Below are 24695 nucleotides of genomic sequence, written 5' to 3'. Positions count from 1 at the left end.
GTGAGCGACGCGATTCGACTCGAGGCACGGCGACCGGTCGGCGACGAGGCCCGACGCGTCCGCGACGCGATCGAAGCCGCCACGACCGCCGACGGGACACCGCCGCTGTCGGAGCAGGCCGAGCGCGCCGTGGACTCTCCGCGGGACGACGAGCATCTGCTGGCACTGGACGGCGAACACCTCGTGGGGTACGCGACGCTCTCGTCCGCGCGCGGTGACGCGCCGGTCATGGTGGAGGCCGTCGTGCACCCCGATCACCGGGGCCGCGGCGTCGGCACCGCGCTGGTCGACCGCGCTCTCGCAGCACCGGGGGCGCGCGTGTGGGCCCACGGGCGGCTGCCCGCCGCCGATCGCGTCGCCGAGAAAGTCGGTCTCGAGGTGGTCCGCGAACTGCTGCAGATGCGCCGCCCGCTCGGTGGCCCCGACGCGGCGCCCCTGCCCGAACTCACCGTCCCGGACGGCATCACCGTGCGGACCTACCGGGAGTCCGACGACGCCGAGATCCTGCGGGTGAACAACGCCGCGTTCTCCTGGCACCCCGAGCAGGGTGGCTGGACGCAGGCGGAGATCGACGAGCGCCGCGCGGAGTCCTGGTTCGACCCCGCGGGGCTGTTCGTGGCGACGTCGACGGACGACCCGGACACGGTGCTGGGGTTCCACTGGACCAAGGTGCACCCGCCGACCGGAGACGATCCCGAACTGGGTGAGGTCTACGTCGTCGGCATCGATCCGGCGGCCCAGGGCAGGGGGCTCGGCCGGACCCTCACGCTCGCCGGCCTGCGGTATCTGGCCGATCGCGGCCTCGCCGGCGTGCTGCTGTACGTCGAGTCGGACAACACGGCCGCCGTGCACACGTACGACCGGCTCGGCTTCGCCACCTTCCACGTCGACGCGGCGTTCGCGCGCGTCTGACGCGGGACCGGTGCGGTCCCTGAGACGCGCATCGCATCCCGATCCGGGTTTTCGGTCTGTCTGTTCACCCTCCGTTCACAAAGGCGCGGTGAACCGTCCACCACCGGCGCTTACGTTCTCCCACGGGTAGCGCACGCTGCCCGTTGCGGTACGACGTCACCGCATCTTTTCTCGCCCGCCGACCGATCGGTCGCCGACGGGCTGTTTCTGGAGGAGACAGGTGAAGCTCGAGCGCAGCATTGCCCTCATGGGTGTACTGGCTGTCGGCGGATTGACGCTGGCTGCATGTGGTTCCGACGCGAACGTCGAGGCCACCGGCAGTGGTGACTCCGCCGCGACGTGCGAGGGCAAGAGCCCCATCACCGGCGAAGGATCGTCGGCGCAGCAGAACGCGATGTCCAACTTCACGTCCGTCTACTCGGGTGTGTGCTCCGGCAAGGCCGTGGAGTACACCGTGAGCGGTTCCGGCAACGGCCGGACCCAGTTCGTCGCCGGTCTCGTGGACTTCGCGGGCTCGGACTCGTCCATCAAGGAAGAGCAGGCCGACGCGGCCGCCACGCGCTGCGCAGGCAACCCGGCGTGGAACCTTCCCCTCGTGTTCGGTCCGGTCGCCGTGGCCTACACGCTCGACGGTGTCGACGACCTGGTCCTGACGCCCGACGTCATCGCCCAGATCTTCACCGGCAAGATCACCACCTGGAACGATCCGGCCATCGCCGCGCTGAACGAGGGCGCGTCGCTCCCGACCACCGCCATCACGCCGATCTACCGCTCGGATTCCTCGGGCACCAGCGACAACTTCCAGCGCTTCCTGTCCGACGCCGCACCGCAGTCCTGGACGCTGGACCACAGCTCCGACTGGGCCGGTGGAGTGGGCGAGGGCGCCAACGGTTCGTCGGGCGTCGCTCAGGCCGCTGCCGCCACCCCGGGCGCCATCACGTACGTCGAGAAGGGCTTCGCCGATCAGGAGAACCTGACCGCGGCGCAGATCGACTTCGGCGCTGGTGCCGTCGAGCTCACCACCGAGACCGCCGCCAAGGCGATCGACACGGTCACCTTCTCCGGTGACGGAAACGACCTCGCGCTCGATACCGACGCACTGTTCGCCAGCAAGGAAGCCGATTCCTACCCGCTGGTGCTGTCGACCTACGAGATCGTCTGCTCCAAGGGCTACGACGCGGAGACCGCCGCGGGCGTCAAGTCGTTCCTGCTCAGCGCTGCCAACGAGGGCCAGGAAGGCCTCGAGGCTGCCGGTTACGTGCCGCTCCCGGACAGCTTCAAGGAGCGTCTGGTGACGGCGATCAACGCCATTTCCTGACACACTGGTTCTCGCCTGCATCACCCCCGAAGACCATTCACCGGGTGATGCAGGCGATGCCGTACCACCCCACACGAGACAGTGAGCGGTATGAGCGACACCCATTCGATCAGCGACGTCACGCCGGCCACCACATCGGCCGTGAGCGCCGCTCGCAAGACGGAAGCGCCGACACCAGTGCCCGACAAGAAAGCCTCAGGTACGGTCACCCGCCCGGGTGACCGCATCTTCTCGACGCTCGCCACCGGTTCCGGTGTCTTCGTCATCGTCCTGATCGCGGCGATCGGTGGGTTCCTCCTGTGGCGGGCGATCCCCGCGCTGCAGAACAACACCGTGAACTTCTTCACGTACAACGGGCAGTGGAGCACGTCGGACACGTCCGCCATGCTCTTCGGTGTCCGTGACCTGTTCCTGGTCACGGCCACGGTGTCGGTGGTGGCTCTGCTGATCGCCATGCCGGTGGCACTGGGCATCGCGATCTACCTGACGAACTACGCCCCGAAGCGTCTGGCGGGCCCGCTGGGCTACGTCATCGACCTGCTGGCCGCCGTGCCGTCCATCGTCTTCGGACTCTGGGGCCTGTACGTTCTCGCGCCGGTCATCTCGCCCGTCGCCGAGTGGCTCAACACGAACCTCGCGTGGTTCCCGCTCTTCGCCACCGGTTCCGTCTCCATCGCCGGCGGCGGCACCATCTTCACCGGTGCGATCGTGCTCGCCGTCATGATCCTGCCGATCATCGCCGCGGTCACCCGCGAGGTGTTCGTCCAGACGCCCCGTGGCCAGATCGAGGCTGCTCTCGCCCTCGGCGCCACTCGGTGGGAGGTCGTGCGCACCACGGTCATCCCGTTCGGCAAGTCCGGCTTCGTCAGCGGCTCGATGCTGGGCCTTGGCCGCGCGCTCGGCGAGACCATCGCGCTCTACATCATCATCCGCAGCACCCAGGAGACGTTCGGCTGGACGCTGTTCGACGGCGGCAACACCTTCGCGACGAAGATCGCACTGGCCGCGGGTGAGTTCAACAACCAGCTGCAGGCCGGTGCCTACATCGCCGCGGGCCTGGTGCTGTTCGTCCTCACCTTCGTCGTCAACGCCGGCGCCCGCGCCGCCATCGCTGGAAAGAAGGACTGACCCATGGCCGACACCACGTCCGGTGGAACCGCCACCATGGATCGCCCCGTCAAGGAGCCGACCTTCCAGGGTGTCAGTGCCCGTCGCAAGGCCTCCGACTCGATCGCGACGGTCCTCGTGTCCCTCGCGGTGCTCATTGCGCTCGTCCCACTGATCTGGGTTCTCTACACCGTCGTATCCCGCGGTATCGGCGCCGTCGCGTCGGCCGACTGGTGGCAGTACTCGCAGGCGGGTGTCACCCCCTTCAAGGAAGGCGGCGGCGCGTACCACGCGATCGTCGGAACGCTGCTCCAGGGACTCTTCTGCGCGGTCATCTCCATCCCGATCGGCATCTTCGTCGCCATCTACCTCGTCGAGTACGGCGTGGGCACGCGGCTCGCGAAGGCCACGACGTTCATGGTCGACATCCTCACCGGTGTCCCGTCCATCGTCGCGGCGCTGTTCATCTACTCGCTGTGGATCGCGACGTTCGGCTTCGACCGGTCGGGTCTGGCTGTCTCGCTCGCCCTGGTCCTGCTCATGATCCCCGTGATCGTGCGCTCGGCGGAGGAGATGCTGCGCATCGTTCCCCAGGACCTGCGCGAGGCGTCGTACGCGCTGGGTGTGCCGAAGTGGAAGACCATCGCCAAGATCGTCGTCCCGACGGCGCTCTCGGGCATCGTCACGGGCATCATGCTCGCTCTCGCCCGCGTCATGGGTGAGACGGCGCCGGTGCTGATCCTGGTCGGGTCCGCGACGGCCATCAACTTCAACCTGTTCGCCGGTCCGCAGACGTCGCTGCCGCTCATGATGGTCGACCTCCAGAAGGCCGGAACCGCTGCCCTCACCAGCGAGCGGATGTGGGGTGCCGCCCTCACCCTCATCCTCATCGTTGCGGTGCTGAACATCGGCGCGAAGCTGGTCTCCCGCTTCTTCGCTCCCAAGAACTTCTGACAGAAGGATCTCGACATGGCAAAACGACTCGATCTCAAGGACGTCAACATCTTCTACGGCAAGTTCCACGCCGTGTCGAACGTGACGCTCTCCGTTCCTCCTCGTAGCGTCACGGCCTTCATCGGACCGTCCGGCTGCGGCAAGTCCACGGTGCTCCGCTCGCTGAACCGCATGCACGAGGTCACCCCGGGTGCCCGCGTCGAGGGCTCGGTGCTGCTCGACGGCGAGGACATCTACGGTTCCGGCGTCGACCCGGTCGGCGTTCGCCGCACCATCGGCATGGTCTTCCAGCGTCCGAACCCGTTCCCCACCATGTCCATCCGTGACAACGTCGTGGCCGGCCTGAAGCTGCAGGGTGGCCGCAGCAAGAAGCAGCTGGACGAGGTCGCGGAGGAGTCGCTCAAGGGCGCGAACCTGTGGAACGAGGTCAAGGACCGCCTCGACAAGCCGGGCGGCGGTCTGTCCGGTGGTCAGCAGCAGCGTCTGTGCATCGCCCGTGCGATCGCGGTGCAGCCCGACGTCCTGCTCATGGACGAGCCCTGCTCGGCTCTCGACCCGATCTCGACGCTGGCGATCGAGGACCTGATCGGTGAGCTGAAGAAGGACTTCACCATCGTCATCGTCACGCACAACATGCAGCAGGCTGCACGTGTGAGCGACCAGACCGGCTTCTTCAACCTCGAGGCCACCGGCAAGCCCGGCAACCTGATCGAGATCGACGACACCGAGAAGATCTTCTCCAACCCGTCGCAGAAGGCCACCGAGGACTACATCTCCGGTCGCTTCGGCTAGACCGCAGCTCGCGCGTCCACACACGGAAAGGGCGCCCTCCCCGCGGGGAGGGCGCCCTTTCGTGCGTCCGGGTACCGAGTGGAAGAACTAGGACACGTGCTGCGCGGGAGGCGTCGGCAGGTCGCTGGGCAAGCTGCCGGTGACCAGGAAGATGACTCGGCGGCCCACCTCGACGGCGTGGTCGGCGAAGCGCTCGTAGAAGCGACCCAGCAGGGTCACGTCGACGGCTGCGGCGACGCCGTGCTTCCACTCCTTGTCCATGAGGACGCTGAACAGGTGGCGGTGCAGGTCGTCCATCGCCTCGTCCTCCTCACGGAGCTTCGCGGCGCGCTCGGGGTCGCGGGTCTCGAGCACCTCACGTGCGGAGGAGCCGAGAGCGACGGCGATGCGTCCCATCTCGGCGAAGTAACCGTTGACCTCCTCCGGCAGTGCGTGCTGGGGGTGGCGACGACGCGCGATCTTGGCGACGTGCAGGGCGAGAGCGCCCATCCGGTCGATGTCGGCGACGATCTGGATGCCGGAGACCACCGAGCGGAGGTCGCCGGCGACGGGTGCCTGGAGAGCCAGCAACGCGAAGGCGCGCTCCTCTGCCTGGGCACTGAGGTCGGTGATCTTGTCGTGCTCGCCGATCACCTGCTCGGCGATCCGGAGATCCGCCTGCAGCAGGGACTGCGTGGCGCGCTCCATCGCACTACCGGCCAGGGCGGCCATCTCGCCGAGCAGGTCGGCGAGTTCTGTCATCTGTTCGTTGTAAGCCACGCGCATGGCCCGATTTTACTCGGCCGTACGTGGGTACAGGGCATGCAGGCGGTGAACGGGCGGTGAATGCGGAGCAGCGATTCACACACAGGACTCGTCGGCCCCGTTCGTGACCGTCAGATCGCTGGGGAGAGCGACCTCCGTGGACGCTCCGGAGACCCCCGTCGCGAAGGTCGGAAGCAGGTCTCCGACGACGGTCGGCGGCGTCAGGAAGCCCTGGAAATCAGTCCCCAGGACGACCTCGACGATGCCGCCCAGAGTCGGCGTCTCCTCGAGAACCGCTCCCGGAATGGTGCTGGCCACCGTCGACGCGTCCGCGATCGACCCGGCGCCGTACCGCACGACGGTCGCCGCGGCACCGGTGGTCTCGGCGTTGCCGGTCCCGACGACCTGGAAGCCGTAGGCCGCCAGTTCGTCCGCGGTGGTGGCGGCCAGTCCGCTGGTCTCCGAGGCGTTGGAGATCTGGACCGACACCAGCGAGGGGTCGACCGCGACCTGCGGTTCGGTGGTGACCGGCGGCGCGACCTCGGGGGTGGTCTCGGGTGCGCGTTCCTCACCGGGGAGCGGCTGGTCGTCGATGATCGCCTGGAAGATCGCCTTGATGTCGTCGGTGCGCGGGATCTCGTTGCCGTAGTCGGTGGTACCCGCGGTGGGGACGGTGAGGAACGTGACCGCGCCCGCCTCGACGCCGCGCAGCGACTTGCCGAGCGTCAGCAGATCCGACGTCTTCACGTTCTCGACGAACGTGTCGCGGGTGAACGCCGTGACGAAACCGTTGAGGGCGCCCGGGTCGAACAGCACGCGGTTGCTCAGCACGGAGCGCAGGAGCGAGGACAGGAAGAGTTGCTGACGTTTGATGCGTCCGTAGTCACCGGTGCCCTCGGCGTCCACCTTGCGGGCGCGCACGTAGTTGAGCGCGGTGCGTCCGTCGATGCGCTGTTCGCCCGCGGTGGCCAGGACCGTTCCCAGCTCCTCGTCGACCAGCGGAACCGGGGAACACACGTCCACCCCGCCGACCTCGTCGACCATCGACTCGAAGCCGGCGAAGTCGATACCCACGAAGTGGCCGATCCGCAGTCCGGAGATCTTCTGAATGATCTTGACCAGGCACTTGGGTCCACCGAGCGCGTAGGTCGCGTTGAGCTTGTCGCCGTCCGCGGCGGGATACATCTCGCCCGTGTAGTCACCGGTGGTGCTGTCCCAGCCCTCGCACTCGGGGCGTTCGACGTCGAGGTCGCGGGGGAACGACACGGCGACCACGCGACTGCGGTCGGCCGGGATGTTGATGAGCATGACGGTGTCGGACCGTGCACCCTCGGCATCGGCCACCGTGCCGGCGCCGATCTCACCACTGGCTCCGGCTCGGGTGTCCGTCCCGACGATGAGGTAGGTCTCGTCGCCGTACTGGCCGGGCGCGTCGACCACGTCGGTGGACTCGGTGTCCAGGGCCGCGACCTGCTCGAACCCGCGGTCGGTCGCCCGGAGATATCCCCACACGACACCGGTGATGACCAGGGCCAGGATCGAGACCATCGAGACGCCGACACGGCCGGCGACCCGCATCCGCTTGCGCTTGCGTGCCCTGCTGAGGGCGAGCCGCGTGAGCGTCGGGGGTGCGACGGGGCCGACCGCCTCGGGCGCCGGACGCTCTGCGGTGCGTCGCTCGTCCACGACGGGGGCGATCACCTCGGTGGGCGGCTCGGGATCCTCGCGAGGTGGAACCGGCGGGGACGGTGGAGGGCTCGACGTGACCGCTCGATCGTCCGCGCCGGAGGTCGGCGAGTCGTCGCGACCCGCTGCGCGTCCCCGGTTGGAACCGATGCGGGAGATCCGATCCACGACCTCGGCCACCGAGAGCCGTCGATCCTGGTCGTCGGACGAGGACGGCGGGGTCTGCTCGGGCTCGGGTCGATCCGCTGGCGGGCGCTGTTCCGGCGCGGGCTGCTCGGACGGGGGAGACGGTGTCTCGGGGTCGCGATCGGAGCGCGGCACTCGCGAGATGGGACGCTCCCAGGGGGCGCGTCGTCCGGGTGTGGGCGACCCCGGTTCGTTCTCGTCACCCACTGGTCGTTCCGTCTTTCTCTCGGGCGTCGAACAGTGGTCGACGGATCGACGCCATAGTACTGATCATCCGCCCGAGTGCATCAGATCGGCGCCCGCCGGCACCGCACAGTCGTCGGGATCGTCGAGCCAGCCGTCGGGCAGCGACACGGCGCCGGGGGAACCCTGGCGACCGCGGGGGCCCTCGGCGTCGGCCGGGAAGGGAACGGTCGGATCCAGGCGAGCCAGCAGCTCGTCGAGCTCCGCGAGTGTCGAGACGGTGGCCATGCGTACCCGCAGGTCCGAGCCTGCCGGGAAGCCGCGCATGTACCAGGCGACGTGCTTGCGCATCTCCCGGAGCCCGCGGCCCTCGCCGTGGTGGTCGGACAGCAGTTCCGCGTGCCGACGCATGATGACGGCGACCTCGCCCAGCGTGGGCGGCGTCGGCGCAGTGGTGCCGCGCAGAGCGGCGGACAGTTCGGCGAACAGCCAGGGGCGTCCCAGGCAGCCGCGGCCGACGACCACGCCGTCGCAGCCGGTCTCGGCCATCATGCGGGCGGCGTCGGACGCGTCGAAGATGTCGCCGTTGCCCAGGACGGGGACGTCGCGAACGTGATCCTTGAGGCGCGCGATCTCGGACCAGTCGGCCGTACCGGAGTAACGCTGCGCCGCGGTGCGCGCATGGAGCGCGACGGCCGCAGCACCCTCGCCGGCGGCGATCCGTCCTGCGTCGAGGTGCGTGTGATGCTCGTCGTCGATGCCGATCCGAAACTTGACGGTCACCGGGATGTCCGTCCCCTCGGTGGCCTTCACCGCCGCGGCGACGATGCGTCCGAAGAGCGATCGCTTGTACGGCAGGGCGGCGCCGCCGCCCTTGCGCGTCACCTTGGGCACGGGGCAGCCGAAGTTCATGTCGATGTGGTCGGCCATGTTCTCGTCGACGATCATCTTCGCGGCGTCGTACGTCGTGTCCGGGTCCACGGTGTAGAGCTGCAACGAGCGAGGCGTCTCGGTCGGGCCGAACGTGGTCATGTGCAACGTGGCGGGCTGCCGCTCGACGAGGGCACGCGCGGTGACCATCTCGCAGACGTAGAGCCCGGAGGTGCTGCCCGTCAGCGTCTCCTCGAGCTCCCGACACAGCGTGCGGAACGCCACGTTGGTGACACCGGCCATCGGCGCGAGGACGACGGGACTACGCAGGGCGAGGGAACCGATCTGCAGAGTCATGGTTGATCACACACCAGACATGGTCGACGGGAAACAGCGATGTGCCCGGCATCCGCGGAACGGGTGCCGGGCACATCGAGGGTATCCGTCGGAACTGGCACTCGGCCACTCCGTGGTGCGGTGCGGGTCAGGATGCCTGCGCGGCCTGCCGCTTGGCAGCCTCGCGGGACAGCATGCGGTCGCGCTGCTCCTCGAACTTGAGAACGTCCTTCTCCAGCTTCTCGAGGAAGGCGGCGAGCTCCTCACGCGTCTGCTCGCCCTCGGCGGTGAAGTCGGTGCGATCGAAGATGTTCCACTTGCGCAGCACCGGCATGACGACGTCCTCGAGGTGCTGACGCAGATCGTAGATCCCGTGCTTGGCCATCAGCACGCCGTTGCGGCGGAAGTTGGGCATGCCGGCGCCGGGCATCTGGAAGTTCTGCACGATGTCGGCGATGGCACGCAGCGCCTGGTCGGGCGAGATGTCGAGCGCCGCACCGCACAGGTTGCGGTAGAAGATCATGTGCAGGTTCTCGTCGGCCGCGATGCGCTGGAGCATGCGGTCGGCGATGGGGTCGTTGCAGACCTTGCCCGTGTTGCGGTGGCTGACTCGCGTGGCCAGCTCCTGGAACGTCACGTACGAGACGGAGTGCAGGAAGCCCATCTGATCGTGGCCACCGGCAGCGGCCGAGGAGAAGCCGTTGGTCATGTGCTCGATGCGGGCCTGCTCGAGGGCGACGGGATCCACTCCGCGCGTGACCACCAGGTAGTCGCGCATGACGATGCCGTGGCGGTTCTCCTCGGCGGTCCACCGGCCCACCCAGGTGCCCCAGGCGCCGTCCTGCGAGAAGTTCTCCGCGATCTCGCGGTGGTACGACGGCAGGTTGTCCTCGGTGAGGAGGTTGGTGATCATGGCGGCCTTGGCCACCTCGTCGAGCCGAGACTGCTCGGGCGACCAGTCCTCGCCACCGAGCGCGGCGAAGTTACGCCCCTCGTCCCAGGGGACGTAGTCGTGGGGGTGCCACTCCTTCGCCATGGAGAGATGCCGGTTCAGATTCTCTTCCGCAACCGGCTGCAGCTCTCCGAGCAGCTCCAGTTGGGTCAGATCCCGTGCCATGCGTGTCCTCCAGAATGGTGTTCGGCTCACTGCTTCCGCGCGATGACCGCGCTGCCTCGTACTGTGAGGGCAGCCTACGGCACCGTAACTTCGATGTGAATTGCTTCGACGAGCCGCCGCGAGGGGTGCGTACCGTCCGGTAGACGTTCATCGAGCGGGGCGACAGTTCGTTACGCCCGCCCGCCGTCGACCTCGTCCAGTATATGCCGCGGGGTACGGGGTACAGGTGTTGTGACTTCTGCGAGAAACGAACTCGATGTACTGTGCGTCACTCGGAGTCGCTGGCAGGGGACAGATCACCGGAGCCACTGTGGCGACGACCGTTGTCTGCCATTCTGTCTGCCGTGGCGCAACTGAGAACCGAGGGACACCGCGTTCTGGTCGTCGACCTGCACGGGGACAGCGTGCGGGCGGTCACCGGATCGATGATCGCGTACGAGGGCCAGGTGACCTTCCGGAACGCCGGGATGGGCGGTGGCGGTGGACTGCGCGCCGCTCTCAAGCAGAAGGTCACCGGCGAGTCGCTGTCCCTGATGGAGATGGCGGGGCAGGGAACGGTGCGGCTCGCGGTCGACGCGCAGCACGTCGTCGTCGTGCCGTTGGCGGGTGACGCACTCCACGTCGAATCGTCGCAGTTGCTCGCTCTGTCCGGCGGGCTGCGGTCCGATGTGGCCTTCGCCGGGCTCCGCGGCGCCTCGTCCGGGCAGGGCCTGTTCACGACGGTCGTCAGTGGACAGGGCGAGGTGGGGCTGCTGTCCGCGGGCGGACCGCTCATCGCGCTCGAGGTGTCACCGCAGTACCCGTTGGTGGTCGATCCGGACGCCTTCGTCGCGCACCGAGGTCAGGTGACACAGAGCTTCGTCACCGACGTCACGTGGCGGTCGGCCGTCGGCGGCGGGAGCGGCGAGGCCTTCTCCCTCCGCTTCGACGGCACCGGTGTCGTCTACATCCAGCCGCAGGAGCGCTGACATGTTGGAACTCGTCAACAGCAAGGTCGTGAAGTCGACCGTCGCCCCGGGCTCGCCCACGCTCGCGCGCCGTGGATCCATGTTGTTCCACCAGGGCGACGTCCGCTTCGTCCCGCACACGATCGGCGGCGCGGGCGGCATGCCGGGGATGGGTGCAGTCGCGGGTATGGCCGGCCGGATGATGTCGGGCGAGCACGTCGCCATGATGGCCGCCGAGGGGTCCGGCACCGTGCACTACGGCCACGCCGGGCTGCACGTGTCCGTCATCGATCTCGACGGGACCGGTGTCCTCTCGGTCGAGGCGTCACGGTTGCTCGCACACAGTGGCGCACTCTCGACATCGGTCCTACCCCTGACGCAGCAGGGAGGGGTCCGCGGCGCGGTGCGCGGGGCGATGACTGGGCAGGGCATGTTCACGACACAGGTCGCCGGACGTGGGCAGGTGGCCGTGCTGTCCCACGGTGGGACGGTCGAGATCGAGGTGGGTCCGCACCGGCCGCAGGTGGTGGTCGATCCGCAGGCGTACGTGTGCCACCGCGGCACTCTCACCGTCGACATCTCGACGAACGTCGGGTGGCGTGACGCCGTCGGCCGCGGTTCGGGTGAAGCCGTGCAACTCGCGATCGGCGGCGCAGGGACCGTGTGGGTCCAGGCGTCCGAGCAGAAGTTCTGACGAGAGGGATCGGACATGACCGACGTCGTGCACAACCCCCACACCCTGCCGGTGAACGACAACGTGCCGGGAAACGACTACGCCTTCTGCATCGAACTCGCGGGACAGCCGTGGTTCACGGCGAAGGGCGCGATGATCGCCTACTACGGGTCGGTGCAGTTCGAGCCTCTCGGGCGGACGTCGATGGTGGCCGTCGTGGCCTCACGCTTCTCGTCGCCGCTGTACGCGAACGACTGGGTGCTCGCGAGCGGACACGGCAAGGTGCTGCTCGGCGATCGCGGCTTCGACATCAACTCGTTCGATCTCGACGACGGCAACCTGACCATCCGGGCGTCGAACCTGCTGGCCTTCGAACCCGGCCTCGAGCTGAAGCAGTCCATCGTGCCCGGTTTTCTCACGCTGCTCGGCACCGGGAAGTTCCTCGCCTCGTCCAACGGTGCGGTCGTGTTCGCCGAACCGCCCGTTCGAGTGGATCCGCAGGCACTCGTCGGCTGGGCCGACTGCCCCGCTCCGTCCCACCACTTCGACGCGCAGTGGATGCAGAGCTTCCTGGGGGCGGCGCAGGGGATGCTCCTCGGAGCACAGACGGGGGAGGAGCGGCAGTTCGACTTCACCGGTGCGGGAACGGTTCTGATCCAGTCGTCCGAGAAGGTGGTGAGCGACGCTCATCTGCTCCGCCACATCGAGTCGGAGACCGTGGCGCTGGGTCAGAACGCGTTGCGCTCACTCCATCAGAGCATCGGGGCCCGGCTGAGCCAGAATTCCTGAGCGTCGACGGGTGTGGGGAAAGACGTTGTGCCCCCAGTAGGGCTCGAACCTACGACCTGCGGATTAAAAGTCCGTAGCTCTACCAACTGAGCTATAGGGGCAGTGCTCGACGAGTGTAATGGACCCCGGGCGGTCGCTCTCGACCTGGCCTCGCGTCGGGAGTGACGCATTCACCATTCACCTATTCGCTATGAATCATCACCATTCTCGCCGGTCGACATTCGGACGCGGGCCGGGCATATATCCGACAAACCGGTCATCGGAACGCACGACACGCTGGTGGGGCCGTCCGAACACGCCGGACGAACCCGCTCGAGCTCGATGTTTGCGGCCACGTCCGAGGGGATTCTCAGGTTTGTCGGCTACCCTTCACTCAGTATCAGGGCCCTTCAGGGTGTTCAATTTCGGAGGCAGCAGCGCAATGGCACAGCAGGAACGTGCTCGACGCACCCGGGCCGCGATCGTCGAGGCAGCCGCGTACGAGTTCAGCAAGCGTGGGTACACCGCGGCGTCGGTCAACACGATTCTCGAGGGATCACGCGCCACCAAGGGTGCGATGTACTTCCACTTCAGCTCCAAGGAAGAACTGGCTCGCGCCGTTCTGCAGACCGCGATGGAGAAGTACGTCGCGATCATGGACGTGGAGCGCCCGGACGGCGTCGACGCCCTCGAGTGGCTGCACAACCTCATCTTCCAGCTCGCCCGGTCCTTCGACGAGAACGTCGTCGTGCGTGCGGAGTTCCGTCTCGTGGTCGAGCCCGAGTTCCACGCGAGCATCCGCGAGGGAGCGGGCGCCGTGTGGGGTCGCACCGCCCACAAGCTCGCGGCCGAGGCGCACGAGACCGGTCTGCTGCGCCCCGACATCGATCCGCGCATGTTCACCCGCGTGCTGGTGACCTCGCTCGCCGGCCAGCGGTACATGGCCGATCTGACCGCCGAGGACACCGACCTGGTGGTGCTGTTCGAGGAGTCCCTCGAGGTTCTCCTGATGGCGATGGCGTCGCGGGAATGGCTCGACAAGTGGCGCGTCAACGGGTGGCCCCGAGTCGACGCCGTGAGCGTCGAAACGTAGCCTCACCTGCGGATTTGTGAAATTCCGAAGCGGTGTCCTAAGCTATCCAAGCTCCCAACGGAACGCCGTTGGGGTACGGTCGGAGCGATTCGACGGGCCCCCTTCGTTTAGCGGCCTAGGACGCCGCCCTTTCAAGGCGGTAGCGCGGGTTCGAATCCCGTAGGGGGTACGTTTCAGCGAGTGACAACGCTGGAGCGGGAGTGGTGAGAAGTAGGACGAAGATGCAGTAGGGTCTTCCACGCAGTACATGCTTCACAGCATGGCCCTGTGGCGCAGTTGGTTAGCGCGCCGCCCTGTCACGGCGGAGGTCGCGGGTTCGAGTCCCGTCAGGGTCGCAACACCTCAGAGGTCGCAATACCTCAGTGATGCGATGATCGTCAGCACCGAGTAGTACAGCATCACCGGTACCCGCGAGGGTGCCCACGGCCAGGTAGCTCAGTCGGTACGAGCGTCCGCCTGAAAAGCGGAAGGTCGCCGGTTCGATCCCGGCTCTGGCCACCGAGAATGAACACAGACTGGAACCACCTGCCCGCGCAGGTGGTTCTTCTCGTTTCCGGACCCGTCGTCCGAGGTCGCCGAGGCCCGGGTGGTATCGATAGGGCATGACTGACATCGATGCTGACGTGATCGTGGTGGGGGCGGGTATCGCCGGTCTACGGTGCGCCGGAGCGCTGCGCCGGCGTGGATTCACGGTGCGGGTCGTGGAGGCGGGCGACGCCCCTGGGGGACGGATCCGCACCGACGTCGTGGACGGCTTCCGCTGTGATCGAGGCTTCCAGCTCCTCAACCCCTCCTACCCGGCCGTGAAGCGTCATGTCGACGTGTCCGCGCTCGATCTGCGGGTCGCCGGTCGCGGTGTGCGGATCGTCGACGACTCGGGGCGAGCGCACACGATCGCCGACCCGACACGGCACCCGGGCCTGCTGCTCGGGACGGTGCGGTCCGCGGCTCGCCTCGGCCTGCTGCACCCGGGCGCCGTCGTCGGTGCCGCGCGGTGGGCGTTGCCCGCTGTCGGACCGGTGCGCCGCCTGGCCGCGTCCCCCGACGCTGCACTCGCCGACGACTGGGACCGCGTCGGCCTCCGCGGTCCGCTGCGCTCCGCACTGCTGGCTCCGTTTCTCAGCGGGGTCCTCGCCGACGGCGTGGGAGACACGTCGGACCGCTACGTCCGGCTCGTGCTCCGCAGCTTTCTTCTCGCGACACCCGGTGTGCCGAACCGCGGAATGCAGGCGTTCCCCGAGCAGCTCGCCCGCGATGCCGGGGTCGACATCGCGTATTCCTCGCGCGTCGAGCAGGTCACCGACGGCGCGGCACCCGCCGTGCGGATCGCCGACGGGTCGGTGCTGCAGGCCCGCGCGGTGGTGGTGGCGACGGACGCGCGAGGCGCGACCGAGCTGACGGACACCCGGACCTCTCCCATGCGCGGGTTGTCGACGTGGTGGTTCGAGGCCGACGCCGCGGAATCCGACGAGTTCCTCCGCATCTCGGGGACGGGCGGCGTGGTGGTCAACACCGCCGAGATGAGCTCCATCGCACCGGGATACGCGCCGACCGGGAAGACCCTGGTGCAGGCGACCACGCTGCTGGACGACGCCGGTCCCGCCGAGTCGTCCGTCGTGCGCGCCGTTCTCGATCGGCTGTGGGGTCGGTCCACCGCGTCGTGGCGGGTGATCGTGCGTCACGACGTGCGGCGTGCGCTCCCGGTCCAGGCACCCGGGACGTCGCTCCGGCGATCGCTGCAGGTCGGTGACCGCGTGCTGCTCGCCGGCGACCATCGCGACACCCCGTCGATCCAGGGTGCTCTGGTGTCGGGTGGTCGCGCGGCCGCCGAGGTGGCGCGGCTGCTCGGCTGACGCGGCGTCCGTTTCGTGGGCCGGAGCGATCTCCACGGAATCTTCACAACGTGTCCCCGAGACCCGCACATGATGCCGTTACGGTCTGTTTCATGGATCGACGACGAATTCTGGTGGTCGAGGACGAACGGGCTCTGGCCGACGCGATCGCGGCACGGCTGCGGTCCGAGGGCTTCGACGTCGACCTCGCGTCTACCGGACCGGCCGCCGTGGAGACGGTGGCCCGCACGAACCCCGACCTGGTGGTCCTCGACGTGATGCTGCCCGGGTTCGACGGTCTCGAGGTGTGCCGACGCATCCAGTCCCGCCCCGAGGGCGCCGTCGCCGTCCTCATGCTCACGGCGCGGTCGGACGAGACGGACCAGCTGGTGGGCCTCGGGGTGGGTGCGGACGACTACATGTCCAAGCCGTTCTCGATGCGCACCCTGGTGGCCCGCGTGCACGCACTGCTGCGCCGGGTGGAACGCCATCCCGCGCCGTCGCCGACCGTCGTGCACGAGTTCGACGACGTCCGGGTCGACGAGCGCGCGCGGCGGGTCTTCCGTGACGGCGACGAGGTCCACCTGACACGCACGGAGTTCGATCTCCTGCTGTTCCTCGCTCGGCGGCCGGGCGCGGCCTACGCGCGAGATCGACTGCTGTCGGACGTGTGGGGGTGGTCGCGCGACGACTCCATGACGTTTGTGCCGTCCCGCACGGTCGACAGCCACGTCAAGGCGTTGCGGCGCAAGCTGGGGTCCGACGTCGTGCGCACCGTCCACGGCGTCGGGTACGCGTTCCGGGCACGCGGATGATCCGCCCTCTCGACTCGCTGCGCTCGTTCAAGGTCAAGACCGGCCTGGTGGTGGTGATCGCGCTGTTCGCGGCGTCGGGCACCTTCTGGCTCGCGGCGCAGCAGCCGTTCCGGTACGCGCTGCTGCTCGCACTCGTCGTGGCTCTGGTGGTCACGCAGATCGTCGCGCACGGGATGACCTCGCCGCTGCGCGAGATGACCGCAGCGTCGCGAGCGATGGCGAACGGGGACTACACGCACCGGGTTCGTGCCACGTCGCGGGACGAGATCGGCCAGTTGGCCGTCGCGTTCAACACGATGTCGGCAGACCTCGCAGAGGCCGACCGCTACCGTCGGGAGCTGATCGGCAACGTCTCGCACGAACTCCGGACACCGATCGCGTCGCTGCAGGCCGTGCTCGAGAACATCGCCGACGGGGTGCAGGAGGCGACCCCGGCGACGGTGGGAGTCGCCCTCGAGCAGACCGAACGTCTGGCTCGGCTCGTCGACGACCTCCTGGATCTCTCGAAGCTCGAGGGTGGCGCACTCGGTCTGTCGCGCAGCACGTTCGACCTCCGTCAGTTCCTGACCAGCGTGGTCACCCAGAGCACGGCGACCCGGTTCTCGGTGTCGGTCGAGCCTCCCGGTGCGACGGTGACCGCCGACGAGGAACGCGTACGGCAGGTGATGGCCAATCTGGTCGAGAACGCCGTGCGCCATGGTCCGCCCGACGGTGCAGTGGCCGTGTCGGCCGTGGTGGGTGACGACACGGTGCGCATCGACGTGGTCGACGAGGGCGACGGGATCGCGCCGGCCGATCGCGCTCGGGTGTTCGACCGGTTCGTCCGCGGCGGGTCGACCGACGGCGGCACCGGCATCGGGCTCGCCATCGCTCGATGGGCCGCCGAGTTGCACGGCGGCACACTCGATGTGGTCGACGTCGGCGCCGGGTGTTGCTTCCGGCTCACTCTTCCCGTCTGACCCCCACCGTCCGCACTCGGCACGTGACACCGCATCCGGTGCTCGCGCGATCACCCCTGCCCGAAAGAGGTTCACGATGACCACCGACCTTCTTCCCGATCCGGCGGCGCAGTCGCCGGTCCGCACCGTCACCGAGTCTCCGCGTCGCTGGGCCGTGGGTTCCGCCGCAGCGGTCGGGGTGGTCGCCGGCGCGATACTGACCGACCGGCCGTCGGTGGCCTACCTCGCCGTCGGCGTCGCTGCCGTCCTCGCCGCTCGACTGCCGGACCGGTCGCGCTGGTCCGTGGCATGGATCGGCGCCGCGTTCACGCTGCTGGTGGTCCCGTTCGTCCGCGATTCGGAATGGCTCGCAGCGTCGTCCGTCGGACTGGCCGTGTGGTGTGTGGCTCTGTCGACCACGAGATCGACGACGTTCACCGCCACGGTGCTCGCGCCGATCGTGCCCGTCGTGGTGCAGGGAGCCGTGCTCCGCTCGCTCGGAACCGGTGCCGCACAGGTGACGCTCCCGTCTCGGGGGTCCGCGGTACGCACGCTGCGCGTCGTGGTGAGCACGGCCCTGCTGGTCACCGTGTTCACGCTGCTGTTCGCGGGTGCCGACGATCGCTTCGCCTCGCTCGTCGACGCGGTGATCCCGACCGTGTCCGTCGACGTCGACCCGCTGGGGCCGGTCGTGGCTCTGTGCGTCGCGCTGTGGATTCTGGGTGTCGCCCACGCGAAGCGTCACGCGATGGCACTCGATGCGCTCGCTCCCGGCGCTGGTCGACGACGACCGGTGTGGGAGTGGGCGGTGCCGGTCTGCGCGCTCGTCGTCGTGTTCGCTGCGTTCGTGGTGGTGCAGGCAGCCACGTTGTTCGGCGGACACGACCACGTGATGACGACGGACGACCTGACGTTCGCGGACCACGCCCGATCGGGATTCTGGCAGCTGATCACGGTGACAGTCGGCGTGCTCGTCGTGGTCGCCGTGCAGGTACGCAAGGTCGACGCCGAGGTGCGGCGCGACCGGGTGCTCGCGCGCATCGCCTTCGGGTCGCTGTGTGTGCTGACGCTGGTGGTCGTCTGGTCGGCGGTGTACCGAATGTCGTTGTACGAGCAGCAGTTCGGTCTCACTCGGCTGCGAGTCGGGGTCATGGTCGTCGAGGTGTGGTTGGGCGTCGTCGTGCTCGCCGTCATCGTCGCCGGTGCGCGCTGGTCCGCGCGCCTACTGCCCGCGGTGATCGTCGGCACGGCGGCGCTGGGCGTGCTGGTGATGGCGGTGGTGAACGTCGATGCGCTGGTCGCGGAGCGGGCAGTCGAGCGCTACGAGCGGACCGGACTGATCGACGTCGACTATCTCGGCACGCTGTCGGCGGACGCGGTGCCCGCCGTGTCGACCCTGCCGCCCACGCTGCGCGACTGCATCGTCGACGAGCCCGGGAGCGACCCGTGGTGGAACGCGAACCTCGCACGCCGTGAGGCCGCCGTCATCGCGGCGAGCGACCCTCTCGCAGAGTGCGCTCTGCCAGCTCGCGAAGCGGGCCGGTGAGTGCCGAATCGCCGGTCTCGCACGAGTGCTCGCCGATCTCGAGTCGCCACCGGAAGGTGTCGCGAGCGAGGGACGACGACTCGGGCAGGCCGTTCAACAGGGGGAGCGCGCGAGTGACCAGCTGCTCCCACTCGGGTGCCGTGTCGCCGAGGGCCGTGGTGTCGACGCTGCCGCGGCGGGTCATCCCGGCCACGCCGCCGCTGCGTACCACCACGATGACCATGTCACGTCCTCTTGCTCGCCTCGTCCGCCGCATCGGACGCGGATCCCGTCCCGGCCGGCTCGAGGCCCACGGTAGTCCACCCGCCGACCACGGCGCGGTGAACGTCGGACCCGGTTCCGTACCGCGCCGATGCGGCCGCGACCGTCGCCGCGGAGAAGGCGGCGAAATCGGCGGTCGGCGTCAGGCTGCCGGACGTGAGAGCGTCGAACCAGACCTGTCCGAGACGATCCCAGGCCGGCCCGCCGAGCGCGACGGCGGCCTCGGCGAACGCGCGGTTGGGGATGCCGGAGTTTATGTGCACCCCGCCGTTGTCCTCGGTGGTCTCGACGTATCCCGCCATGTCGGCGGGCTGGGGGTCCTTACCCAGGACGTCGTCGTCGTACGCGGTACCGGGTGCCAGCATCGAGCGGAGGGCGCTGCCCTGCACGTCGGGGAGGAAGAGCCCCTCTCCGACGAGCCAGGACGCGTCCTCGGCGTTCTGCCCACGCGAGCGCTGTTCTGCGAGGACGCCGAACACGTCGGACACCGACTCGTTGAGGGCGCCGGACTGTCCGGCGTACTCGAGCTGTGAGGTGTACTGCGTGAAACCGTGAGCCAACTCGTGCGCGATGACGGACAGCGACACGGTGAAGCGGGTGAACACCTCGCCGTCACCGTCGCCGAACACCATGCGGGTGCCGTCCCAGAACGCGTTGTCGTACTGCTCGCCGTAGTGCACCGTGGCGTCGAGCTGCAGCCCCTGCCCATCGAGGCTGGACCATCCGTAGACCTCGGCGAACAGGGCGTGGGTGACGCCGAGGCCGTCGTAGCTCTCGTCCGCCGCCGGATCGCCGACAGGTTCGCCGCCCTCGGTACGCACGACGTCGCCGGGCAGAGTCTGCGTGTTCTTCGCGTCGGCGATGGTGCGCTGCAGCCGATCCGCGACGGCGCCGCGGGGAGCGGTGGGCGACACGGTGGACCGCGTCGAGTCGCGTCGGCGCCGCATCTCGTCGTCGAGTTCCAGCGTGCGGCTCGCGACGGACGGGGCGGTGTCCAGGCGGGCACTGCGTTCCGCGGGGGCCGACGCGAGGCGCTGCAGAAGGTAGGGAGGAACGACGCCCTGGCAGCAGGGCGTGGTGCGCGAGAGGTCGGGGGTGGCCACGATGAGATCCTTCCGAAGGGGAACGATCGCCACGCTAACCCCGATCACCGACAGCCCGCGCACCTCGCGGAGCTCGTGCGGTCAGGGGCAGGCGACCTTCGCCTGGTCGTAGATGCGACCGGCCTCGTCGACACCGGGCTCGTTGCCGTTGTTGGTGGCCTGCGACCGGATGTCGGTGACCACGGCGTCCTTTTCCTTGCCGTCGGTGATCTGCTGGCAGATGCTGCCGAGCAGCGATTCGATGTCCTCGTCGGACTTTCCCTCGGAGAGCGCGGAGAACTGCGCCTTGTAGGCGGCGACGAAGGTCGCGCGCTTGGCGTCGTCGAACACGTTGCCGGCATCGTCGGCCAGGCTGCCGGCGCTCGACTGGATGCCGGGTGCGGCCGACTGTGCAGAGCTGAGTGCGCCCTGAGCTGCGTCGCCCACCGATTCCGCGGCGTTGTTCGCGGTGTCCTGTGCGGACTGCTGATCCTCGGAGCTGCATCCACCCAGGATCAGGGCGAGGGTGGCGGCAGCGGCGAGCGTGGCGGGAAGGAGTCTCATCGGACGAACTTTACCGGGCGTACCGTCGCATTCCACCGCGAAAGAGGCCTGTGAATGACCATGATCGACGATGGCCATCATGCAGCGGGGTGCGGGTGCGCGGCGGGTGCGGACGCCGATCGTGCGCAGTGCCGACGGGACGTCGTCCGTGGAGTCGTTCGTCATCGCCGCGGTCGCGACCATCCTGCTCACCCGCGCCTACCTCGAACTCACCGACTATCCGCAGGTGGGCGGTGGAAGCCTGCACATCGCCCACGCACTGTGGGGCGGTGCGCTGATGATGACGGCGCTCGTCGTCGGATGGCTGTTCCTCGGCTTCGGAGCGCGCTCGTCGGCCGTGCTGCTGGGCGGCGTCGGCTTCGGTCTGTTCCTGGACGAGGTCGGGAAGTTCGTGACGAAGGACAACGACTACTTCTACGGCCCGTCCGCCGAGATCATGTACGTGACGGTGGTTCTGGTCCTGGTGGTCGGACGAACCGTCCGCGACGTCCGCGAACCGACGCCACGGGAATGCCTCGCGAACGCTGCCGCCATCGCGTCGGAAGGACTCGTCGGTGGGGTACCGGGATCGCGCCGGGAGCTGGCCCGCGAACTGCTCGACCGAGCGCGGACGACGGGAGCCGATCCCGAGCTCGTCGCGAGCATCGACACCCTGCTGAGTCGGTGCGTTCCGGCACCGTCCCGGCCGACGAGTCGGCGGGCGTGGTTCTCGCGCGCCGTCCCGTCGTTCGTGACCAGTACGCGCTGGGCGATCGCGTTGTCCTGGCTCATGGTGGTCACCGCGTCCGCGACGGTCGTGGCGGGCATCGCGCAACTGGCCACGGGCGGTCTGGTCATCGAGCGCGACGACCTCGATGTCACCCTCGACCGGATGACCATCTCGGGCGGCATCCTGTGGGTGACGGCGTGCGTCACGGTCGCCCTCGGGCTCCCGTCGCTGATCGCACGGCGGCGCACCGCGTCCCTCTGGCCTCTGCACCGACTCCGGTCGGCGGCCCTGATCTACGCGTTGCTCGGTGCGCTCGTCGACTTCGCCGAGACGGGCTTCGCCGCCCTGACCAACCTCGCGATCGGACTGTTGACGCTCGCCGCGATCTCGCACCGGATCACGGTGGAGACAGCGCGAGGGTCCGCTGCGACGCGAAGTGCCGCGGTGCGCCTGTGAGCGGGTCGGTGAACTCGATGCTCCGCGCCAGCAGTCGCAGTGGATCCCGGTAGTCGTCGACGGCGACCTCGCGCGGCACGGGATACAGCGAGTCGCCGACTATGGGCAGGCCGAGAGAGGCCATGTGCACGCGTAGTTGATGGGTCTTGCCCGTGCGCGGATGCAGGCGGTAGAGCGCCAGGTCGCCCACCGTGCGCACCTTCTCGATCACGGTCTCGCTGTTCGGCTCACCCGGCACCTCGGTCGCCTGCAGTGATCCACGGTCCTTGACGATGCGGCTGATCACGGTGTGCGGGAACGAGATCGGCGAGTCGGGGGCCACCGCTTCGTAGACCTTGACCATGCTGCGCTCCCGGAACATCTCCTGATATGCGCGGCGGACGTCCTGTCGTGCGGTGAAGACGAGCACGCCCGCGGTGAGGCGATCGAGGCGGTGCGCCGGGGACAGTGCGTCGTTTCCCAGTTCGCGTCGCAGCCGGGTCAGGGCGGTCTGCACGACGAAGCGCCCCCGTGGTGTCGTAGCCAGGAAGTGCGGCTTGTCCACCACCACGATCGCATCGTCTCGGTACAGGATCGGGGCGGTGAACGGCACCTCGGGTTCCACGGGCGGATCCCGGTACAGGTAGACGTCGGCGCGGGGGACCAGGGGAGTGTCGACCAGCACGGGCCGTCCTGCGGCATCGACGACCTCGCCGTCCGTCACCTTCGCGCGCAGGGCCTCCGCATCGCGCGGAAAGCGTGCGACGAGGTACTCGACTATGGTCCTGTGCTCTGCCGGCGCGTCCGGCATGCGGATCCGCGTCGGATTGAGACCGTCTCGGATCGGCAGCGGTGCGGGCACCGGATCGAGCGTAGTGCGCCGGTACCCTCGAACGCGGTCGGCCGCGGCGAGCGGCCGAGAGAAGTCTCAGGGGGGAAGCGCATGGCACAGAAGTCTGCACACAAGTGGGTCGAGACCGACGTACCGGATCAGTCCGGCCGGACCTTCGTGGTCACGGGAGCCAACAGCGGGCTCGGCGCCGAGGCCGCGAAGGCACTCGGTCGCGCGGGCGCGACGGTGGTGCTGGCCTGCCGGACCGTGGAGAAGGCGAAGCCGATCGCGGACGAGATCGGTGAGCGCGCCGAGGTGCGTCGACTCGACCTCGCGGATCTGAGCTCGGTGCGGGAGTTCGCCGACGACACGCCCACCGTGGACGTACTGATCAACAACGCCGGCGTCATGGCACTGCCGCTGAAGCGGACCGCCGACGGATTCGAGATGCAGTTCGGCACGAACCATCTCGGGCATTTCGCGCTGACCGGCCTCCTGCTGGACAGGATCACCGACCGCGTGGTCACCATGTCGAGTTTCATGCACCAGGTACCGGGACTGAAGCTGTCGGATCTCAACTACGAGAAGCGTCGCTACAGCCGGTGGGGTGCCTACGGGCAGTCGAAGCTGTCGAACCTGCTGTTCGCGTACGAGCTGGATCGCCGACTGCGTGCGGCGGGGTCACCCGTGCTCTCGCTGGCGGCGCATCCCGGTTACTCGAGTACCGAGTTGATGGGGCGGACGGAGAGTGTGCAGGACGCGTTCATGTCACTCGGCCGGGTCTTCGCCCAGTCGGCCTACATGGGAAGCCTGCCGGAGCTCTACGCCGCGACGGCACCGGGGCTGCAGTCCGGCGGCTACTTCGGACCGGACGGGTTCCAGGAGCTGAGCGGGCACCCGAAGAAGGTCGGATCGAACAAGGCCTCGCGTGACGAGGCGAAAGCCCGTGAGCTCTGGACCAGGTCGGTCGAGCTCACGGGCGTCACCTACCCGATCTGAACGGTCAGTCGTCGCTGACGGTGATCTGCACGTCGATGTTGCCGCGGGTCGCGTTGCTGTAGGGGCAGACCTCGTGGGCCTTGTCCGCGAGGGCCTGCGCCGTGTCGTGATCGAGGTTGGGGAGGGTCACCTCGAGGACCACGGCGAGCTCGAAGCCGCCGGCGTCGTTCGGGCCGATGCTGACCTTCGCGCCGACGGAGGAGTCGGTGACGTCGGCCTTCTGCTGGCCGGCGACGAGGCGCAGAGCGGAGTGGTAGCACGCGGCGTAGCCGACGGCGAAGAGCTGCTCCGGGTTGGTTCCGTTGCCGCTGCCGCCCATCTCGGTGGGGGCGGCGAGGTCGACGTCGACCTTGCCGTCGGTGGTGCGGCCGTGGCCGTTGCGTCCGTCGCCGGTGGCCAGTGCCTCTGCGGTGTACAGCGTCTTCATGGGTGAACCTCTCGTGGTGGGGATGGACGGGTCAGGCGGAACGAAGCGACGCGGTGGTCTTGCGGACGAGCGCGATCAGCGTGGTCGCCTCGTCTTCGGTGAGGCCGGTCGCGGTGAAGATGCACTCGGGAACGTGCGCGGCCGCGGAACGCAGGGCGCGGCCCGTGTCCGTCAGCCGGATCTCGACGCGTCGTTCGTCCTCCGCTGACCGTTCGCGGGTGACGAGCGACAGTGTCTCGATGCGCTTGAGCAGGGGGGACAGTGTTCCGGAATCCAGGCCGAGTCGATCGCCCAGTTCCGAGACGCTGAGTCCGTCCCGCTCCCACAGCACGAGCATCACCAGGTACTGCGGGTAGGTGATGCCCAGGTCGTCCAGCAGGGGCCGGTAGACCGCGGTGGTGGCCCGCGACGCCGAGTACAGGGCGAAGCAGAGTTGCTTGTCCAGTGTCGGCGCGTCGTTCACAAGACCGAACGTAGCGCACAATTGAATTGTGCACAACCTTTTGCTCCAGACAAAAGTCCATCGCAGCGATCGAGGCGGACGTCAGCGTGCGAACAGGAACATCGCG

25 protein-coding genes and 4 tRNA genes are annotated in these 24695 nt (G+C 68.5%); 18 read left to right on the top strand and 11 right to left on the bottom strand.

The genetic code is table 11. The features are described 5' to 3' along the window. The 5 genes from mshD to pstB all read left to right on the top strand — a co-directional run bounded on the left by mshD (position 1) and on the right by pstB (position 5083). A complete protein-coding gene (gene mshD / locus J4E04_RS16635) occupies positions 1-912 on the top strand; it encodes a mycothiol synthase (RefSeq protein ID WP_373425240.1) in 912 nt (303 codons plus the stop codon). Between the two features lie 220 nt (positions 913-1132). Then, positions 1133-2230, top strand: coding sequence for a phosphate ABC transporter substrate-binding protein PstS (gene pstS / locus J4E04_RS16630; RefSeq protein WP_027504269.1), 1098 nt, complete (start codon positions 1133-1135; stop codon positions 2228-2230). A 90-nt stretch (positions 2231-2320) separates the two neighbouring features. Next, positions 2321-3358, top strand: a complete 1038-nt coding sequence (gene pstC, locus J4E04_RS16625; RefSeq protein ID WP_027504268.1) for a phosphate ABC transporter permease subunit PstC — start codon at positions 2321-2323, stop codon at positions 3356-3358. Between the two features lie 3 nt (positions 3359-3361). Beyond that, positions 3362-4291, top strand: coding sequence for a phosphate ABC transporter permease PstA (gene pstA, locus J4E04_RS16620; RefSeq protein WP_027504267.1), 930 nt, complete (start codon positions 3362-3364; stop codon positions 4289-4291). A gap of 15 nt (positions 4292-4306) precedes the next feature. Beyond that, positions 4307-5083, top strand: a complete 777-nt coding sequence (gene pstB / locus J4E04_RS16615) for a phosphate ABC transporter ATP-binding protein PstB (RefSeq protein ID WP_027504266.1) — start codon at positions 4307-4309, stop codon at positions 5081-5083. A gap of 87 nt (positions 5084-5170) precedes the next feature. Here pstB and phoU read toward each other — a convergent pair whose 3' ends face one another. The 4 genes from phoU to J4E04_RS16595 form a co-directional block, all read right to left on the bottom strand. Beyond that, positions 5171-5848: a phosphate signaling complex protein PhoU gene (phoU, locus tag J4E04_RS16610; protein WP_027504265.1), complete on the bottom strand. Its 678-nt coding sequence runs from the start codon at positions 5846-5848 to the stop codon at positions 5171-5173. 75 nt (positions 5849-5923) lie between these two features. Continuing rightward, entirely contained in the window at positions 5924-7906 is a 1983-nt protein-coding gene (locus J4E04_RS16605) for an LCP family glycopolymer transferase (RefSeq protein ID WP_490149047.1), read from the bottom strand. A 63-nt stretch (positions 7907-7969) separates the two neighbouring features. Next, positions 7970-9109: a tRNA dihydrouridine synthase DusB gene (gene dusB / locus J4E04_RS16600; RefSeq protein WP_056446780.1), complete on the bottom strand. Its 1140-nt coding sequence runs from the start codon at positions 9107-9109 to the stop codon at positions 7970-7972. A gap of 127 nt (positions 9110-9236) precedes the next feature. Next, entirely contained in the window at positions 9237-10205 is a 969-nt protein-coding gene (locus J4E04_RS16595) for an acyl-ACP desaturase (RefSeq protein WP_027504262.1), read from the bottom strand. 353 nt (positions 10206-10558) lie between these two features. Here J4E04_RS16595 and J4E04_RS16590 point away from each other — a divergent pair, with 353 nt between their 5' ends. Genes J4E04_RS16590 through J4E04_RS16580 form a run of 3 tightly spaced genes read left to right on the top strand, consistent with a single transcriptional unit; the run spans position 10559 to position 12614 of the window. Further along, positions 10559-11173: an AIM24 family protein gene (locus J4E04_RS16590; protein WP_373428398.1), complete on the top strand. Its 615-nt coding sequence runs from the start codon at positions 10559-10561 to the stop codon at positions 11171-11173. A gap of 1 nt (position 11174) precedes the next feature. Continuing rightward, positions 11175-11846, top strand: a complete 672-nt coding sequence (locus tag J4E04_RS16585; protein WP_490149046.1) for an AIM24 family protein — start codon at positions 11175-11177, stop codon at positions 11844-11846. 15 nt (positions 11847-11861) lie between these two features. Further along, entirely contained in the window at positions 11862-12614 is a 753-nt protein-coding gene (locus tag J4E04_RS16580; protein ID WP_328810266.1) for an AIM24 family protein, read from the top strand. A 28-nt stretch (positions 12615-12642) separates the two neighbouring features. Here J4E04_RS16580 and J4E04_RS16575 read toward each other — a convergent pair. Next, positions 12643-12715 (bottom strand) — tRNA-Lys (locus J4E04_RS16575). A 320-nt stretch (positions 12716-13035) separates the two neighbouring features. On the opposite strand from J4E04_RS16575, the gene J4E04_RS16570 reads away from it, so the two are divergent. The 8 genes from J4E04_RS16570 to J4E04_RS16535 all read left to right on the top strand — a co-directional run bounded on the left by J4E04_RS16570 (position 13036) and on the right by J4E04_RS16535 (position 18817). Beyond that, positions 13036-13686, top strand: coding sequence for a ScbR family autoregulator-binding transcription factor (locus J4E04_RS16570; RefSeq protein ID WP_027504258.1), 651 nt, complete (start codon positions 13036-13038; stop codon positions 13684-13686). Between the two features lie 96 nt (positions 13687-13782). Further along, positions 13783-13855, top strand: a tRNA-Glu gene (locus tag J4E04_RS16565). A gap of 92 nt (positions 13856-13947) precedes the next feature. Further along, positions 13948-14021: transfer RNA gene (locus J4E04_RS16560), tRNA-Asp, on the top strand. Positions 14022-14110: 89 nt separating this feature from the next. Beyond that, positions 14111-14184, top strand: a tRNA-Phe gene (locus J4E04_RS16555). Between the two features lie 104 nt (positions 14185-14288). Further along, positions 14289-15539, top strand: coding sequence for an FAD-dependent oxidoreductase (locus J4E04_RS16550; RefSeq protein WP_490149045.1), 1251 nt, complete (start codon positions 14289-14291; stop codon positions 15537-15539). A 92-nt stretch (positions 15540-15631) separates the two neighbouring features. Further along, entirely contained in the window at positions 15632-16333 is a 702-nt protein-coding gene (locus J4E04_RS16545; RefSeq protein ID WP_490149044.1) for a response regulator transcription factor, read from the top strand. Then, positions 16330-17292: a HAMP domain-containing sensor histidine kinase gene (locus J4E04_RS16540; RefSeq protein WP_027504255.1), complete on the top strand. Its 963-nt coding sequence runs from the start codon at positions 16330-16332 to the stop codon at positions 17290-17292. Before J4E04_RS16545 ends, J4E04_RS16540 begins: the two co-directional genes overlap by 4 nt. A 76-nt stretch (positions 17293-17368) precedes the next feature. Then, a complete protein-coding gene (locus J4E04_RS16535) occupies positions 17369-18817 on the top strand; it encodes a DUF4153 domain-containing protein (protein ID WP_490149043.1) in 1449 nt (482 codons plus the stop codon). Here J4E04_RS16535 and J4E04_RS16530 read toward each other — a convergent pair. From J4E04_RS16530 to J4E04_RS16520, 3 genes are all read right to left on the bottom strand, one after another. Continuing rightward, complete coding sequence (locus tag J4E04_RS16530) at positions 18756-19040, bottom strand: protealysin inhibitor emfourin (RefSeq protein WP_027504254.1); 285 nt, start codon at positions 19038-19040, stop codon at positions 18756-18758. The genes J4E04_RS16535 and J4E04_RS16530 overlap by 62 nt on opposite strands. Before the next feature lies 1 nt (position 19041). Then, the gene (locus J4E04_RS16525; RefSeq protein ID WP_490149042.1) at positions 19042-20181 is read right to left on the bottom strand and encodes a M4 family metallopeptidase; all 1140 of its coding nucleotides are present in this window, start codon (positions 20179-20181) and stop codon (positions 19042-19044) included. An 81-nt stretch (positions 20182-20262) separates the two neighbouring features. After that, on the bottom strand, positions 20263-20724 hold the full coding sequence (locus tag J4E04_RS16520; protein ID WP_222627818.1) for a hypothetical protein: 462 nt from the start codon (positions 20722-20724) through the stop codon (positions 20263-20265). A gap of 70 nt (positions 20725-20794) precedes the next feature. Between J4E04_RS16520 and J4E04_RS16515 the strand changes: the two genes are divergently transcribed. Further along, positions 20795-21889: a hypothetical protein gene (locus J4E04_RS16515; RefSeq protein WP_490149041.1), complete on the top strand. Its 1095-nt coding sequence runs from the start codon at positions 20795-20797 to the stop codon at positions 21887-21889. Here the strand turns inward: J4E04_RS16515 and J4E04_RS16510 are convergent. Continuing rightward, positions 21831-22679 (bottom strand): pseudouridine synthase, encoded by an 849-nt coding sequence (locus J4E04_RS16510; RefSeq protein WP_197027734.1) that lies wholly within the window; start codon positions 22677-22679, stop codon positions 21831-21833. The two genes, J4E04_RS16515 and J4E04_RS16510, sit on opposite strands and share 59 nt — an antisense overlap. A gap of 132 nt (positions 22680-22811) precedes the next feature. Between J4E04_RS16510 and J4E04_RS16505 the strand changes: the two genes are divergently transcribed. Beyond that, complete coding sequence (locus J4E04_RS16505) at positions 22812-23699, top strand: oxidoreductase (RefSeq protein ID WP_056446802.1); 888 nt, start codon at positions 22812-22814, stop codon at positions 23697-23699. Between the two features lie 4 nt (positions 23700-23703). On the opposite strand, the gene J4E04_RS16500 is transcribed toward J4E04_RS16505, so the two are convergent. Further along, on the bottom strand, positions 23704-24126 hold the full coding sequence (locus J4E04_RS16500) for an organic hydroperoxide resistance protein (RefSeq protein WP_027504250.1): 423 nt from the start codon (positions 24124-24126) through the stop codon (positions 23704-23706). A 31-nt stretch (positions 24127-24157) separates the two neighbouring features. Then, positions 24158-24589, bottom strand: coding sequence for a MarR family winged helix-turn-helix transcriptional regulator (locus J4E04_RS16495; protein ID WP_056446805.1), 432 nt, complete (start codon positions 24587-24589; stop codon positions 24158-24160). Positions 24590-24695 lie beyond the last annotated feature (106 nt).

This window comes from Rhodococcus sp. NFXS4, assembly GCF_058139645.1.
Note: the sequence above shows the minus strand (reverse complement) of the source record. Positions and strands in the feature narration are given on the sequence as shown.